Consider the following 13,103-nt stretch of genomic DNA (forward strand, 5'->3'; position numbering starts at 1 on the left):
CGTGATCTACGGGCACCTCGCGAAGGCTGATCCGCAGGTGCCGTGTTCCGCCGCTGGGCGACGGCTTGGCCATCTCATGGGGCCGGACACTTATGCGACGCCGGCATAGTATGCGGCCAAGCAGGAAGCCGGGAAGGTCGTCCGACTTGGAATTACATCGCCGTCCACGCCTATGATCCGGTCGAGTTCTTCGAGCATGCGGGAAGACTGCTGGACGTCGTGAATGGCCTGACTGACCACCACGAGGGCGAGCGCGCCTCGCTGGGCGGTGTCGGCACGCCCGCCGGATTAGTACAGGCGCAACTCTCGCGGGATCGTTGGCTTGCGCATGCCGATCACAAGGCTGGAGAGCAAGTGCAAACTGACTCGGAACCGGAACGCTGCCGATCGCGCTGGCGTGGCTGCGGGCCTTGCGGCGAGCGAACGGGCATCTGACCGCGAGATCGTCGCTTCCAGAATAATCATGAACTTTGTCGGAATGAACCAATGATGCCAGAACTGACCCCATTCGCCCTGTACCTCGCCGAGGCCTCCGTGCTCGCCATCACGCCCGGTCCGCGGAGACTCTATGTTATAGCCCGCAGTCTCGCCGGCGGTCACGCCGATTGCGTTCAACACGCTGGCCGACATGTTGCCCTTGTTACCAGCGGCATTCAAGGCCGCACGGCAGCGCGTCCTGGATGGATCCAGAGCCTGAGGGAGGGGGCGGAGAGGCGCGCTATGATCGCGCTGGGCACCTCGCCACGAAGAATCAGCCTGCCATATCAGTTTGGCTCCGGATCGGTCCAGCATCCTTTCCGGGCGCCTACTCTGCGGAAGCAACTGGATAGCCTCGAGCGATCTTCCGTCATTTCGCAGCAGATCAATGTTCTCAAGAGGCGCGGCAGTATCCGTTGCGTGAAAGTCGGCTCACAATGAATCACGATCGTGTGGATATAGAGCGGGTCAGTTCGATTGGCTCGCCTCCCTATGCCGATCATTTCGGCCAAACGGCAGAGGCCAGTCAGCCGAGAATGGCGGCCGCCTTGATGAAAGAAAGCCACCCCGTGCGCCAGGCGCCACTTCGGTTTGCACTCGACTACATGGCGGCGCCGGGACTTGACGTCAGGACGTTCTTCGCGCTCGCCCGCGATCTCGGTCTGACCGACGTGCAAATCCGGAATAGTCCCTGCAGCAAGGCTGTTGTGCGCGGCAAGCCGCCGGCGGATGTCCGGTCTGCCGCTGCCGAAGCGGGCGTCACGATTATCTCAGTCAACGCCCTACAGCGGTTCAACGAATGGACTCCCGCCCGCAAGGCCGAGGCCAGCAAGCTCGCCGATTATGCGGCCGCTTGTGGCGCTCAGGCGCTCATGCTGGTGCCGGTGAACGACGGTTCGTGGTCCGCCAATGGAGGGCGCAATGGCAATCTGCGCGCCGCCTTGAAGGCGCTCAAGCCGATACTTCAGTCGCGGGGTCTGATTGGACTCATCGAACCGCTGGGCTTCCAGACCTCCTCGCTTCGGTCGAAGAACGAAGCGGCCAACGCTATTGCCTGGGTTGATGGCCAGTCCGTCTTTCGGCTCGTGCACGATACATTCCACCACACGCTCGCCGGCGAGACGTCTTTCTTCTGCGATCTGACAGGTCTCGTGCACCTTTCAGGCATAAACGATCCAACCTTCTGGGTTCACCCAGATCGCATCCCGGGAGGTTCCGACAATTGCAGCCAGATCCGGGCGCTACTTGATGGCGGCTATGCGGGTCCCTTTTCTCTCGAGCTCGTCGAGGAAGTCCACTCGTTGAATGACTCTGTAGGCGCATTTGCCGCCAGCATCGATCTCATCCGAAATGGGCTACTGGCGCGAATGCCGGTCTAAGGCGCGTAGGCACTTGAGCGGACATGTCATTCGAGATCGCTCCTGTGTCTCGCTCATGCAGATGCTTGCCGGACCGCCTTGGGCGGCAGGCAGTCGATGGGTCCGCAGAGGGCGGCGGACTATCGCAGTGTTCGGACGAAGGAGCAACTGGTGGCGGACTTAGGGCGAGTGCGCGAAGCCAACCGCAGGTGCCGCGGTCGCGCAGCTGCGGTTTCACCTAGCCTGGCGACACCCGGTTCCTCCGACCACATGTGCCGGTGCCAGACCCGTAGCTATGAGCTCTCGGATGTCGGACAAGATTGCAGGGTTATTGCAAGCCCAGCTTCCTCTTCAGTTCCGCGTTCTCCTTGCGCAGGCGTTCCGCGAGCAGGCTCTTCAGTCGGCTGTTTTCTTCCTCAAGAGCGACGAGGTCCTTCAGATCGTCACCAACCGATACAGGCAGCACAGCTTTCTTCCATTGATAGTAGGTCTGTTCCGAGATACCGGCCTGCTTTACGGCGCTCTTGTGAGTGGCGCCGCCACTGATAGACTTCTGGATCAGGGCGAGCAGCTGGGCGCGCTCCTTTCCAGAGTAGATCTTACGTCCGGTCCGAACGGCCGCTGCTTCCTCCGCCTGAGACGCCGCATCGGGCACATTCTTCCGAGCAGGCGGCCTGGACTCCGCCTCCGCTTTCGGCGACCGTTGGGCATTCTTCTTCTGAGGCCTCTCTACTTTGGCTGCCGGTTGCATAGCGGTTGCTATTGGTTCTGCGTCCAGGGAATTTGCCATGAGATACTCCGCTCGCGGTTTGTGAATGTGTTCAGCATCAAGCGCTACAACACTTGAGTCAACAGGGCGACCATTTGGCAACTCCATCTCCTCGAGTTCCCTTGTTGTCTCGGCCATTGCTGCGGTAAGATCGACATTGCTCCAGATCGAACCACTCCGCTTTTGAGAGCTGCGCTTCTGTTTGATCTCCACCGTGAAAGCTCGGGGCTGCCGCCTCATAGGTCGTTCCTTGTTGAACACGAATTATGCAGTAAGTCGCGGCAGACGACGAATGAAGGTCTGGCCGCCTCTTCTGTAGCCGAGCTATATGCATCCGACCGCCCGAGCAAGCCCTGCTGGCGACGCACACTCCGGGAACGGACCGATTCCTATGAGCACCTGAGAGCAAACAGGCAATGCCATCTCGGACCGAGGCAGAATGCAAAGCTACCTCCCGTGTTTTCGATGGTAGAGCGACGGCTGGCATCCGAACTGAAAGGAGCTGCTCAAGAGTTGCGATCCAATCTGCGCTGGCAGTGCCGGACGGCATACCTCCGAAGGCCGGCTCTACCGACGCTAGCCCACTGATCAAAAAACAGAGAACCGACATCGGTTGCCGCCGATAACGGACAACTGCCCATACTTAGCGCGCGGGGGAGAGTGGAGGGCATGAGCCCTGTCGAACTCGCACCCAGCGTCGTCCGGCAGCGGCGTGGATGATAGGCTTTTTCGACAAGAACGGAGCCTGACCGAAGCTACTCGTCGCTGCCGCGACCGTGCCACGAGGACCGGCGGCCGCCTGGTCGGAACGCCAGGCTGACCGAGTTTGAATTTCGCGGGCTCAAGCAGCCGTGTCGTGCGCAATCGGGAAAGCCAATATAGGCACGCCTTGGGGAAGACGTTTTCCAGGCCCGCGCAGCGCATAAATTCCCCAAGCCTTTACCGGGCCGCTATGCTCTTGGCAGCGAGTTTGCCAAGCTCACGATATGTCCGGAAAAATTGTTCCCCTTTCACGCCGAGCTTCAGGCCGCTTCATTTGTGTTCGCCTCCTCCTGAAGGCCGGCCAACCCGCTTTTCGCGTTCGATCGATGACGCGTAAGGCCGGCCAAGGCCTTGATGTCGACGGTCAGGTTTGAGAATGCCGAAGGACGCACGCCTGGTTGCCTCCCCGGCTGCCAAGCGAGGCGATCACGGAGATCGTTGAGCCATCACCAAGCATCGCAGCTAATGGCGCCAAAACTGCCCTCGACCGGCTTCGCAACGCGCCGCTCCAGGTCGGGACACTGGATAAAGCGAAAGAGCCATTTTGGTGGGCCCGTTATACTTCATCCAGCAAACGATCGGCGCCTTGACGGACGCGAGCAGCTGGATGCATCCGAATTTAACGCCCACAACTGACCGAGCGTCTTTGTAAGAGCTGCACGCTTAGCTTCATCGTGACGTGATTGACTGGAGGAGATTCCCCAGCACGGCTTTGCTCTCGATCTGCATGAGCAGAGCCTACACTTCATTTGAAATGTGCATACCGTCCCGAGTGGAATGCGCGGCAATTATGAATGTCGGCCATGGCGATAGATCGCATCATTTCAGATGTTTTCCGGCAGATAGATGTCAAACGGCAGAAATGTCTGCCCCGGCGTCTCCGCAGTGCCGGTCTTGATGGCGCGATCCATCAGCAACATCAGCTCTTGGCAAAGTCGGCGCAGCGGCGTCGCCACCGCCATCGTAATGATATCGTCCGCTAGGGCCGACCGCGACTCCGGCGTAATTTCATTCACGATCGCGACGAGGTCCTGGCCTTTGTCTTCTTCCCGGAGCGCGGAGATAGCCCCCTCCATGCCGCCGCCAGCCATGTAGAAGCCGACGAGCTCAGGTTCCCGGTGCATAAGATCTAGCAGCGCCTCATAAGTGATCTGTCGCTTTTCAAGATTGACGAGCGTATCCACCAACTCGAATGCTGGCTCGTTCTCACGGAAATAGGAGCGAAACCCGCTTTCCCGCAGCTCATGACCCTGGAAACGGTGGCTGCCGACGAAAACGGCCACCTTGCCGGTCCGTTTAGCGACCTTGGAGAACATCCAGGCTGCCGTGCGACCGACGCTGCGGTTGTTGAGACCTATGTACCCCTCGCGCACGCCCGCGGCGAAGTCAGAAAGCAGCGAAAAGACCGGGATGCCTTTCGCCTTGAGCTCCTCGACTGCTGCGGTGATCTTCGGATGATCTGGCCCCACCATGGCGATCGCGTGGCATCGGCTACCAAGATCCTTAAGCAGTGCCGTGAGATCCCCAGGCAAATGTGAAGGCGCAAATTCGATGAGCGGAATGCCGTGGAAACAGTGGGCCGAACTGACAGACGCCTCGACCTCGCGCGCGAACTCCTGGTAGAAATACTGGCCCGGTTTTCTCAAGATGAAGCCTAGCCGGTAGCGCGGCAGGTCCTGCCGCATGCGCTGTTTGATGAGTCCCGCATTATGATAGCCGATCGCGTGGGCCGCGTGGTGAACGCGCCGCATGGTCTCCTCCCGCACCGGAAGGCGAGCGTTCAGGACCCGGTCGACCGTTGCCACGCTCACCCCGGCTTCGCGGGCGAGGTCGGCAATTGTAGGGCGCTTTGCCGTCGCTCCAATTTTGATCGGGTGGCTCTCCGTCATCAGCTGCATCCCGGCGGCGGATTGAGGCCTGAACATTTCGGCATCCCCTCCGATCGACGGTCCATACACTGAACAGCGCTCCGGACGCACCTGGGCGCGTCTCGGTCTACGGTCAGTTTTCTTAGGGCCTTCATGTTTCTTGTCCTCACCGCATTTGGTGCTTCTGATCTGTGGCCTCGCGAAGCGCTGTGTAGACCCAGCGAGCCGATTGTTTGGTGCTGGTGAGCCCGGCGAGTTGGCTGGTCGCGCTGCAGCAATCTTGCCGGGGCGAGGGGCGCTTAATCTCTCGGGCAACCCCTGAAGGCGGATTTCATGCGCGATTCGTCCAGTTCACCTTCCCAGCGGGCGACAACCAGCGAGGCCACCGCGTTGCCGACCACGTTCGTCAGCGCCCGGCATTCGGACATGAAGCGGTCCACGCCCAGGATCAGAGCCATCCCAGCAACGGGAACGCTTGGTATTACGGAGAGCGTAGCGGCCAAGGTGATGAAGCCGGCGCCTGTTATACCTGCGGCTCCCTTCGAGGAAAGCATCGCGACGAGCAACAGGAGGATCTGGTCATTAACCGACAAGTGCGTGTTCGTCGCCTGGGCCAGGAAGAGGGCGGCGAGAGTCATGTAGATATTGGTGCCGTCCAGATTGAAGGAATATCCAGTGGGGATGACGAGACCCACGATGGAACGCTTGGCGCCGGCCTTCTCCATCTTCTCCATCAGCGAGGGCAGCGCGGCCTCCGAGGAGGACGTTGCCAGGACCAGCAGTAGCTCTTCCTTGATGTAGCGCACGAGAGAGAAAATCGAGAAGCCGTTATATCGGCAGACGGCGCCAAGAACCCCGAAGACGAAGAGGAAGGCGGTGAAATAGAACGTCGCGACCAGCATGGCGAGGTTGGCCACCGAACCGATGCCAAATTTGCCGATTGTGAAGGCCATGGCGCCGAAAGCACCGACGGGCGCAGCCCGCATCAGGATGCCGACCAGCTTGAACACCGGCGCGAGAAGCGCCTGAAGCAACGAAAGCACAGGCTTGCCCTTCTCGCCGACCATCGCGAGAGCGATGCCGAACAGAACCGAGAAGAACAGGACCTGCAGGATGTCGCCGTCCGCGAAGGCACTAACGATCGTTGATGGAATGATGTTCATTACGAAGCCGGTCACCGACTGGTCATGCACCTTGGCGGCATAGTCCTTTACGGCTTGGGAATCGAGCGAGGCCGGATCGATGTTCAGTCCGGCACCTGGCTGAACGACGTTTCCAACAATGAGACCGACAATCAATGCGAGACTCGAAAAGGTGAGGAAATAGATCATTGCCTTGCCGGCGACCCGGCCGACCTTCTTGAGGTCATTCATGCCGGCAATGCCGGTTGTTACGGTTAGAAAGATCACCGGCGCGATGATCATCTTGACGAGCTTGATGAAGGCATCGCCGAGCGGCTTCAGGCTCTCGCCAACGTCCGGGTAGACATACCCGACTGCGATACCCAGCGCGATGGCGGTAAGCACCTGAATGTAGAGCTGCGCGTAGAAGGCCTTGCGGGGCGCTGGACCCGCGCTTCGGATTGGTGAAACCAACAGCTTTTCTCTCCCTGACCGGATCGGGCTGGGCCTCCTCCCTTCCCGCACTTCTCGCATCGCGGCGCTCCGGTCACGCGCTGCTGGCAGGTCGCCGCAAGTCTTGTGCCAAGTGGAGGCTCGCACCCAAATACGCGTATTCCTCCGCTCGGTGAGGCAGCCTCAGTACGGGTGGGTTGTGCGGGTTTCCGCATCCTTGACGGCATCTCGGGCGAAATCCCGCACGTACGCCCAGCTTTGCACCCATGGCTGGAGCTTGGCAGCAACCAGGCGGTAACCCGGAAGCCGCCGTGCCCGTTCGCTTCTTGGTCGCACTTGCGACCCGTCCAGGCGCGGAAGTGGAGGACTCCCTACACTAGCGGATTCTTACTGCTCTCCCGCTGCTACCGTGACCTCTCGACGGGTCATCGATAAGACCGAATAGGTCGCCGGACCTCGCGCGTCGGTGCGAGTCAGAAGAGGCTTCTTAGCGCCAACACTTTTGCCGCTCGACGACACTCCAAGCCGTACGTCTGCCTAACGCGCCTCAATGCCGACAGCATCCCGCAAGCTTCGATCTCGGCAGGCTTAGCGGCCGGGCATCGCTGAAAAAGCCGGGGTAGCTTTGCCTTTCGACGTCGATTTGTCGGCAAAATCTCAGTTGATGGAATTCTGTCATGTCCGCCTGCTTTCCTTGCATAAATGCGAGAAAAGCTCGGTTGACTAGCCATCCTCATTCCCGCTCTGTAGGCCAACGTGTGGTTGCGCCCCGGAGCCTGAACCGCGCCTCAGTTCAGTAAGGATAGCCAAGCCATGCATCAAGCCTTGCCTCCGGCCTCTTTCGTGCTTTCCCCTCGTCAGGGCCTGACGGACGCCCAAAACAGTGACCCACTCTTGATCCTATGCAAGGCAGTATGTCAGCTGCGAAAGTCTGGCGCATTGCCGCCGACACATCACGACTACCCGCATCAACGTCAAGCGTTCCGGCAAGCGGCACCCACGCGCGAGCAAGTTCGCCAATCATGCGGCGGCTCGTGGGGCGAAGACATGCTTGTTGATGCCGGCCATCGATGGCTCGGACCCTGATGCCATCCGGTGCGTCTACGCCGGGGGACATCGCAGATCCAGGTGGCGCGGCGTTGCTGTCGCGGCCCAAGATCGAGGATGACATGCCAGATCGGAACAATGGTCGCCAAGCTGAAGACGATGCTGAGGAGACTTCGTCAAGCTTCACATCACTCCACGACTCCAAAAGCGATGAATGCGAACCCGCCATTCTGCCGTCGCGCGCGAGCGCGCTTGCGGGCATCCACGAAATTTCGAAGGCACTCACCGCCTCCTCGGCGCTCGAGGTCAGGTTGGCCAAGGCCGTAGATCTGCTGCGATCGTTTCTTCAAATGCGGCACGGCATCATCTCACTTGTCGACTCTGATGGCGAACTTGAAATCATCGCTGGCGCCGACCAGACCGAGAGCTGCAGTGAGCGCTGCCGGACGTACCTGCCGCGGAATGCAATCGACCAGGTTTTGGCGACGGATAAGCCGCTGGCCACCGAGAACATCGCGGTTCATTCGGCTTTCACCGCGGCCGACAGGGACGTGCTCGGGGCTTCCGACGACATACCAGTGTCCTTCATCGGCGTTCCCATTCGCGTCGATGCAAATGTGGTGGGCACGCTGACCGTCGACCACGCACTGCGCCATGGTTCAAGAGTTTGGCTCGATTACGGCCTATGTCTGCTCCCGCTAATCGCCAACCTGGTAGGGCAGACGGTGAAGTCGCATCGCTCTTTCGAGGGCGACCGCGAGCAACCGGTGGCAAGGCAGGACTCCCTGCCAAAACAGAAGCGCCTGGCCCCGCAGCGTAACACTCAAGTGGAGGGGATGATTGGCGACAGTTTGGCGTTGCGCGGTCTGCTTGAGAAGGTCGCGCTCGTAGCCAAGGCCAAGATTGCGGTTCTGTTGCGAGGCGAATCCGGTACCGGGAAGGAGCTGGTCGCCAAGGCTATCCACGAATTGTCCCCGCGCGCCAAGCGGCCCTTCATCAAGCTCAATTGCGCGGCGCTGCCCGAGACTGTGCTGGAATCCGAATTGTTCGGCCATGAGAAGGGTGCGTTCACGAGCGCGTTCAACTCGCGCAAGGGGCGCTTTGAGCTCGCCGACAAGGGGACATTGTTCCTGGACGAGATCGGCGAGATTTCGGCCTCGTTCCAGGCAAAGCTGTTGCGCGTGTTGCAGGAGCAGGAGTTTGAGCGCGTCGGGGGCAACCAGACCATTAAAGTCGACGTCCGCATCATCGCCGCCACAAACAAGAACCTGGAAGAGGCAGTTGCCAGAAACGAGTTCCGTGCCGACCTCTACTACCGCATCAGTGTTGTTCCCTTGCTGGTGCCGGCGCTACGCGAAAGGCGCAGCGATATTCCGCTCCTTGCCGCTGAGTTTCTCAAGAATTTTAACGATGAGAACGGCCTTATGTTGACGTTCGATCCGAGCGCAATCGACGTGCTGATAAACTGTGACTTTCCCGGCAACATTCGCGAACTGGAAAATTGTGTGTATCGGACCGCCGTTCTGGCGGCGGGGCCATCAATCGGGAAAGAGGACTTTGCGTGCTGCCAGGGCAAATGCTTCGCCGAGGCGCTGCATAATTGCAAACTTGGCAAAGTCGCGCTGCAACCGTCGCCGGTCGGGCCGCTGGCACTGGGTCGGGCCGTACCGCCGGCTGCTGGGGTTAGTTCTGCCGCCGTCGCAGCCCCAGACACCCTGGGGCAGTCGCCGCTGAACGCAGCTGGGATCGTCCACTCCGCGAGAATGGCCGATGCCGAACGTGTCATCCAGGCAATGGAAAGATGTGGCTGGGTTCAGGCAAAGGCGGCACGCCTGCTCGGACTGACGCCGCGCCAGATTGGCTACGTGTTGAGGAAATACGGCATCGAGATCAAGCGTCTTTGAACAAATCACCGAGCCGAGCATCTGGGACAATAAAGCATTCGTGCCTTGGCGCCTTGAGACGAGTGATGCGGTGCTCGTCCAATTCCGATCCGATCCCATAGGCCGCGCTGCCCCCACGGTAGTCCCCACGAGCGGTCCGACGGCGGCGCTTTCGGTGGTCCAGCCTATGTCACGATCCCAACGCGTGCCCGACACACGGAAACAGAAACTGAGAAAAATTGATGTCTGATGCAAAACTTCAAGCTGTGCTTTCTTCCCTTTCGCAAGTCGCGAGACAGTTGGATGTTCTGCTGTCCGACAAACCGGCGTCTGATCCTTGTTGCGTCAAGCTAAACACGAACGAGAACCCGTTTCCGTTGCCGGAACCCATAATGCAAAGTGCGATGGCCGCTCTCGGACAGCAATATCTATATCCAGAAGACGACAACGCCAGCTTGAGGCAAGCAGCGTCGGAAGCCTACGGCGTCTCGAAGGATCAGGTGATCGCCGGAAACGGATCGTCTGAACTGCTCGGGCTTATCTACAGAGCTTTCCTGGTTCCAGGAGACAGAATGGCGATGTTGTCGCCGGGGTTTTCGTTCAACCGCAAACTTGCCCGTTTGCAAGGTGCCCAATTCATCGAAATCGGATGGGGCGCGGATCATTCCTTGCCCGTCGACGACTTGCTCTTGGGACCGGCAAAAGATGCCAAGTTCATTCTGCTGGCTAACCCAAACAATCCCACCGGAACGTTCGTTCCTGTGGCCGATGTCGAACGCCTGGTATCACAATCAGACCGCCTGATTGTTGGATGAGGCGTATGTCGATTTTGCACCGGACAATGGTCTGCATCTCCTCAATCGTTATCCAAACCTCCTGATCTTGAGAACATTCTCGAAAAGCTATGCCACCGCCGGCATTCGCGTCGGTTTCGGACTTGGCCACCCTGAAGTCATTGGCAGGCTGCGGGAGCTCCAGAACGTCTTCAACATGAACGTGATCGGCCAGGCTGTTGGCATCAGCGTGCTTGGGCACCGCGGCGCCTACGCCGAGAACCATAAGCACATCAAGCATGAAAGACAGCGAGTGACAGTGGCACTGTCGAAACTTGGATTTTCCGTAATACCTTCTCACGCAAATTTCCTGCTAGCGCGTGTGCCAGCCGGGCAGGAAGGCTCATGGTGGCAAGGAGCCTTGGAAAGGCAAAAGATACTCGTTGCCTTCTTTGAGGATGCAGGGCTGGAAAATTACATCCGCATCAGCATCGGTACAAAAGCCGAGATGGATGAATTTCTCGAGGTCGCCACAGAGATAGCTGCAACGGCGAAGGAAACGACCCCGTTGTGCCGGCCGTCGGCGGCGGCCGCTTCTGCCTTAAGTCGGTAGTTCCCCGGCGATTTCAGCGCACCATTAATTTGAATTTGCCCATTGCGAGCCACGAACTGTTGCAAAGAGTTGGAGAAAATCCGTGAAGAATGCCTTCCCCGGCGGCCTGACCTTCGGCATATTCGACCATCTGGACGAGGACGGCTGCGAGATTGCCCGGCAATACGCCGATCGTCTGAGTTTGGCAGAGGCGTGCGACCAGCTTGGGTTCTACGCATATCATCTGGCAGAGCACCACTGCACACCGCACGGGATGGGGCCATCGCCGAATCTGTTCTTATCCAGCGTCGTTCAACGCACCCGGCACCTTCGCGTCGGCCCGATGGTAATGCTCCTTGCCCTTTATCATCCACTGCGTGCGTTCGAGGAGATCTGCATGCTCGACCAATTGAGTGGTGGCCGGGTCGAACTGGGCATAGGGCGCGGCTCTCTCCCAGTCGAACTGGGTTACTTCGGGATTGCTGCGGAGGCGGCGCCAGGTCACTATGCGGAAGCCAGTGAAATCCTTATCAAGGCGATGAAGGGCGACACGCTGTCCTATCGCGGCCGCATTTTGAATTGAATGACGTCCCTTTGACGCTGAGATCGCATCAGCGCCCCCATCCACCGACATGGATCGCCACCAATAGACCCGAGTCGGCCAGTTGGGCCGCTGCTAGTGGCGCCAACATCGCGTGCCTGGGACCTGCCTCTTCGGTTCGCAGAATTACGGATGCATTCCGAGCCTGCCTGAAGCACAGTGCCGACGCGGACGAGCGAAGGCCATTTCTTGGGATGCTCCGCATGGTCGTGATCGCGCGATCGGAAACAGATGCATATGCGCTCGCGGCCCCCGCCTACGAACGATGGCTCAAGAGCTTCAGGTTCCTCTACGACCTCAATGCACTCCAGACGCCTCCAAATCTGCCGCTGAGCTTGGAGGCAGCAATGGAGAGCGAGCTGTGCGTGGTGGGGACGGCATCTTCCGCGCGACAAGTTCTTCTTGATCAGCTCGAAGAGGCCGGCGAAAATTATCTACTTTGCCAACTTGCATTTGGAAATCTGTCCTTAGACGCTTCGCTATACACCGCAAGGTCGATCCAATCTGAAATCATGGCTCGAATTACCTGACGGAAATGCGCGTTCCGCGTTCGGATTCGAACTTCTCCGGCGCACCGGTCCCGCTAATGATGCTGACATTTTGCAACGACCGCGGCCGATGCTGCAGCGCGCCGGCCGATTTCCATTTAACCCCCTAAATTGTTCAGCCGGCCAAAATTCCACAGCCGTTTGTCGTTCTCTAACAGAGCGTTTCGCATGCAACGCCATCGCCATCACGATCCAACCTGCGGCCCCATGGGCAATTGCTGAGATACCATTGGGCTTCCTCGCAGGAGCCGATTTGCGAGCAAGTCCGCCGCGGCTGGCATGCGTAGCTTTGCGCTACCTGCCGGCGGCTGATGATGCCGAGACGACTGACGGCTGGCTGCTGACTGTCCGCATGCTCGGCACGCCAATCCCATGGCTCCTGAAACGTTCCGATCCATAGGCCGACGTTTGCCTTCTCGGCTTTGGTTTGCCGCGCTGCATACGCGCCGTGGCTGTAGCGAAACCAATCGAGTGCCTGGCCGTGCTCGACCATCCAGGCGGCGACGCCGGCGCCGTCGGCGCGCCGGCAGTCGCCGACAAAACGGCCGTAGCGGTCCCAGCTGACGAAGCTGCAATGCACTGGCCTCGAGGCCGCCAGGAACTTATCCAGTGCTTCGGCGGCCTGGCGCCCGCAGGCATATTCGAAGCCCTTGGCGTCGTCGCAATACTGCCGGCTTTCTGGCGCGTCGATTCCGTTAAAGCGGATTCGCTGTCCGTGAATTTCGATCGTGTCGCCATCGATCACCGACGCAACACCGGCGATCGGCGCCGGGCTCGGGCCATTCCAGTTCGCCAGATTGAACTCAGGCATGCGGTCGCCATGCTGCATGACGAACTGCGTGGCGTAGGCC

Annotated in this window: 7 protein-coding genes and 3 pseudogenes; 5 read left to right on the forward strand and 5 right to left on the reverse strand. The window is 59.5% G+C overall.

Annotation, left to right across the window (positions count from 1 at the left end; genetic code table 11):
- Positions 1–42 precede the first annotated feature (42 nt).
- Positions 43–201 (forward strand): annotated as a pseudogene (locus A4R29_RS35440) (hypothetical protein); the annotation flags it as partial.
- 87 nt (positions 202–288) lie between these two features.
- Here A4R29_RS35440 and A4R29_RS35445 read toward each other — a convergent pair.
- The gene (locus A4R29_RS35445) at positions 289–630 is read right to left on the reverse strand and encodes a hypothetical protein (RefSeq protein WP_063171285.1); all 342 of its coding nucleotides are present in this window, start codon (positions 628–630) and stop codon (positions 289–291) included.
- A gap of 383 nt (positions 631–1,013) precedes the next feature.
- Here A4R29_RS35445 and A4R29_RS04495 point away from each other — a divergent pair, with 383 nt between their 5' ends.
- On the forward strand, positions 1,014–1,856 hold the full coding sequence (locus A4R29_RS04495) for a TIM barrel protein (protein WP_050596312.1): 843 nt from the start codon (positions 1,014–1,016) through the stop codon (positions 1,854–1,856).
- Positions 1,857–2,163: 307 nt separating this feature from the next.
- Here the strand turns inward: A4R29_RS04495 and A4R29_RS04500 are convergent, their stop codons facing one another.
- The 3 genes from A4R29_RS04500 to A4R29_RS04510 form a co-directional block, all read right to left on the reverse strand.
- Positions 2,164–2,817 carry a transposase gene (locus A4R29_RS04500; RefSeq protein ID WP_244506892.1) on the reverse strand — a complete coding sequence of 218 codons (654 nt, stop codon included), beginning with the start codon at positions 2,815–2,817 and terminating at the stop codon, positions 2,164–2,166.
- 1,373 nt (positions 2,818–4,190) lie between these two features.
- Positions 4,191–5,255, reverse strand: coding sequence for a LacI family DNA-binding transcriptional regulator (locus A4R29_RS04505; protein WP_050596311.1), 1,065 nt, complete (start codon positions 5,253–5,255; stop codon positions 4,191–4,193).
- A gap of 278 nt (positions 5,256–5,533) precedes the next feature.
- On the reverse strand, positions 5,534–6,889 hold the full coding sequence (locus A4R29_RS04510) for a dicarboxylate/amino acid:cation symporter (protein WP_082827306.1): 1,356 nt from the start codon (positions 6,887–6,889) through the stop codon (positions 5,534–5,536).
- Positions 6,890–7,977: 1,088 nt separating this feature from the next.
- On the opposite strand from A4R29_RS04510, the gene nifA reads away from it, so the two are divergent.
- From nifA to A4R29_RS04525, 3 genes and pseudogenes are all read left to right on the forward strand, one after another.
- Positions 7,978–9,759 (forward strand): nif-specific transcriptional activator NifA, encoded by a 1,782-nt coding sequence (gene nifA, locus A4R29_RS04515; RefSeq protein WP_063173572.1) that lies wholly within the window; start codon positions 7,978–7,980, stop codon positions 9,757–9,759.
- 221 nt (positions 9,760–9,980) lie between these two features.
- A pseudogene (gene hisC / locus A4R29_RS04520) lies at positions 9,981–11,124 on the forward strand (histidinol-phosphate transaminase).
- Between the two features lie 82 nt (positions 11,125–11,206).
- A pseudogene (locus A4R29_RS04525) lies at positions 11,207–12,234 on the forward strand (LLM class flavin-dependent oxidoreductase).
- Positions 12,235–12,403: 169 nt separating this feature from the next.
- Here the strand turns inward: A4R29_RS04525 and A4R29_RS04530 are convergent.
- A complete protein-coding gene (locus A4R29_RS04530) occupies positions 12,404–13,081 on the reverse strand; it encodes a thermonuclease family protein (protein ID WP_167355168.1) in 678 nt (225 codons plus the stop codon).
- Between the last annotated feature and the right edge of the window lie 22 nt (positions 13,082–13,103).

The sequence above is a fragment of the Mesorhizobium ciceri biovar biserrulae genome, assembly GCF_001618845.1.
GTDB classification, from domain to species: domain Bacteria; phylum Pseudomonadota; class Alphaproteobacteria; order Rhizobiales; family Rhizobiaceae; genus Mesorhizobium; species Mesorhizobium ciceri.

Excerpts from the sequence above, each read along its gene's own strand:
- nifA (WP_063173572.1), top strand. The coding sequence starts at position 7,978 with ATGCCAGATCGGAACAATGGTCGCCAAGCTGAAGACGATGCTGAGGAG.
- A4R29_RS04530 (WP_167355168.1), bottom strand. The coding sequence starts at position 13,081 with ATGCAGCATGGCGACCGCATGCCTGAGTTCAATCTGGCGAACTGGAAT.
- A4R29_RS04510 (WP_082827306.1), bottom strand. The coding sequence starts at position 6,889 with ATGCGAGAAGTGCGGGAAGGGAGGAGGCCCAGCCCGATCCGGTCAGGG.
- A4R29_RS35445 (WP_063171285.1), bottom strand. The coding sequence starts at position 630 with ATGTCGGCCAGCGTGTTGAACGCAATCGGCGTGACCGCCGGCGAGACT.
- A4R29_RS04495 (WP_050596312.1), top strand. The coding sequence starts at position 1,014 with ATGGCGGCCGCCTTGATGAAAGAAAGCCACCCCGTGCGCCAGGCGCCA.
- A4R29_RS04505 (WP_050596311.1), bottom strand. The coding sequence starts at position 5,255 with ATGACGGAGAGCCACCCGATCAAAATTGGAGCGACGGCAAAGCGCCCT.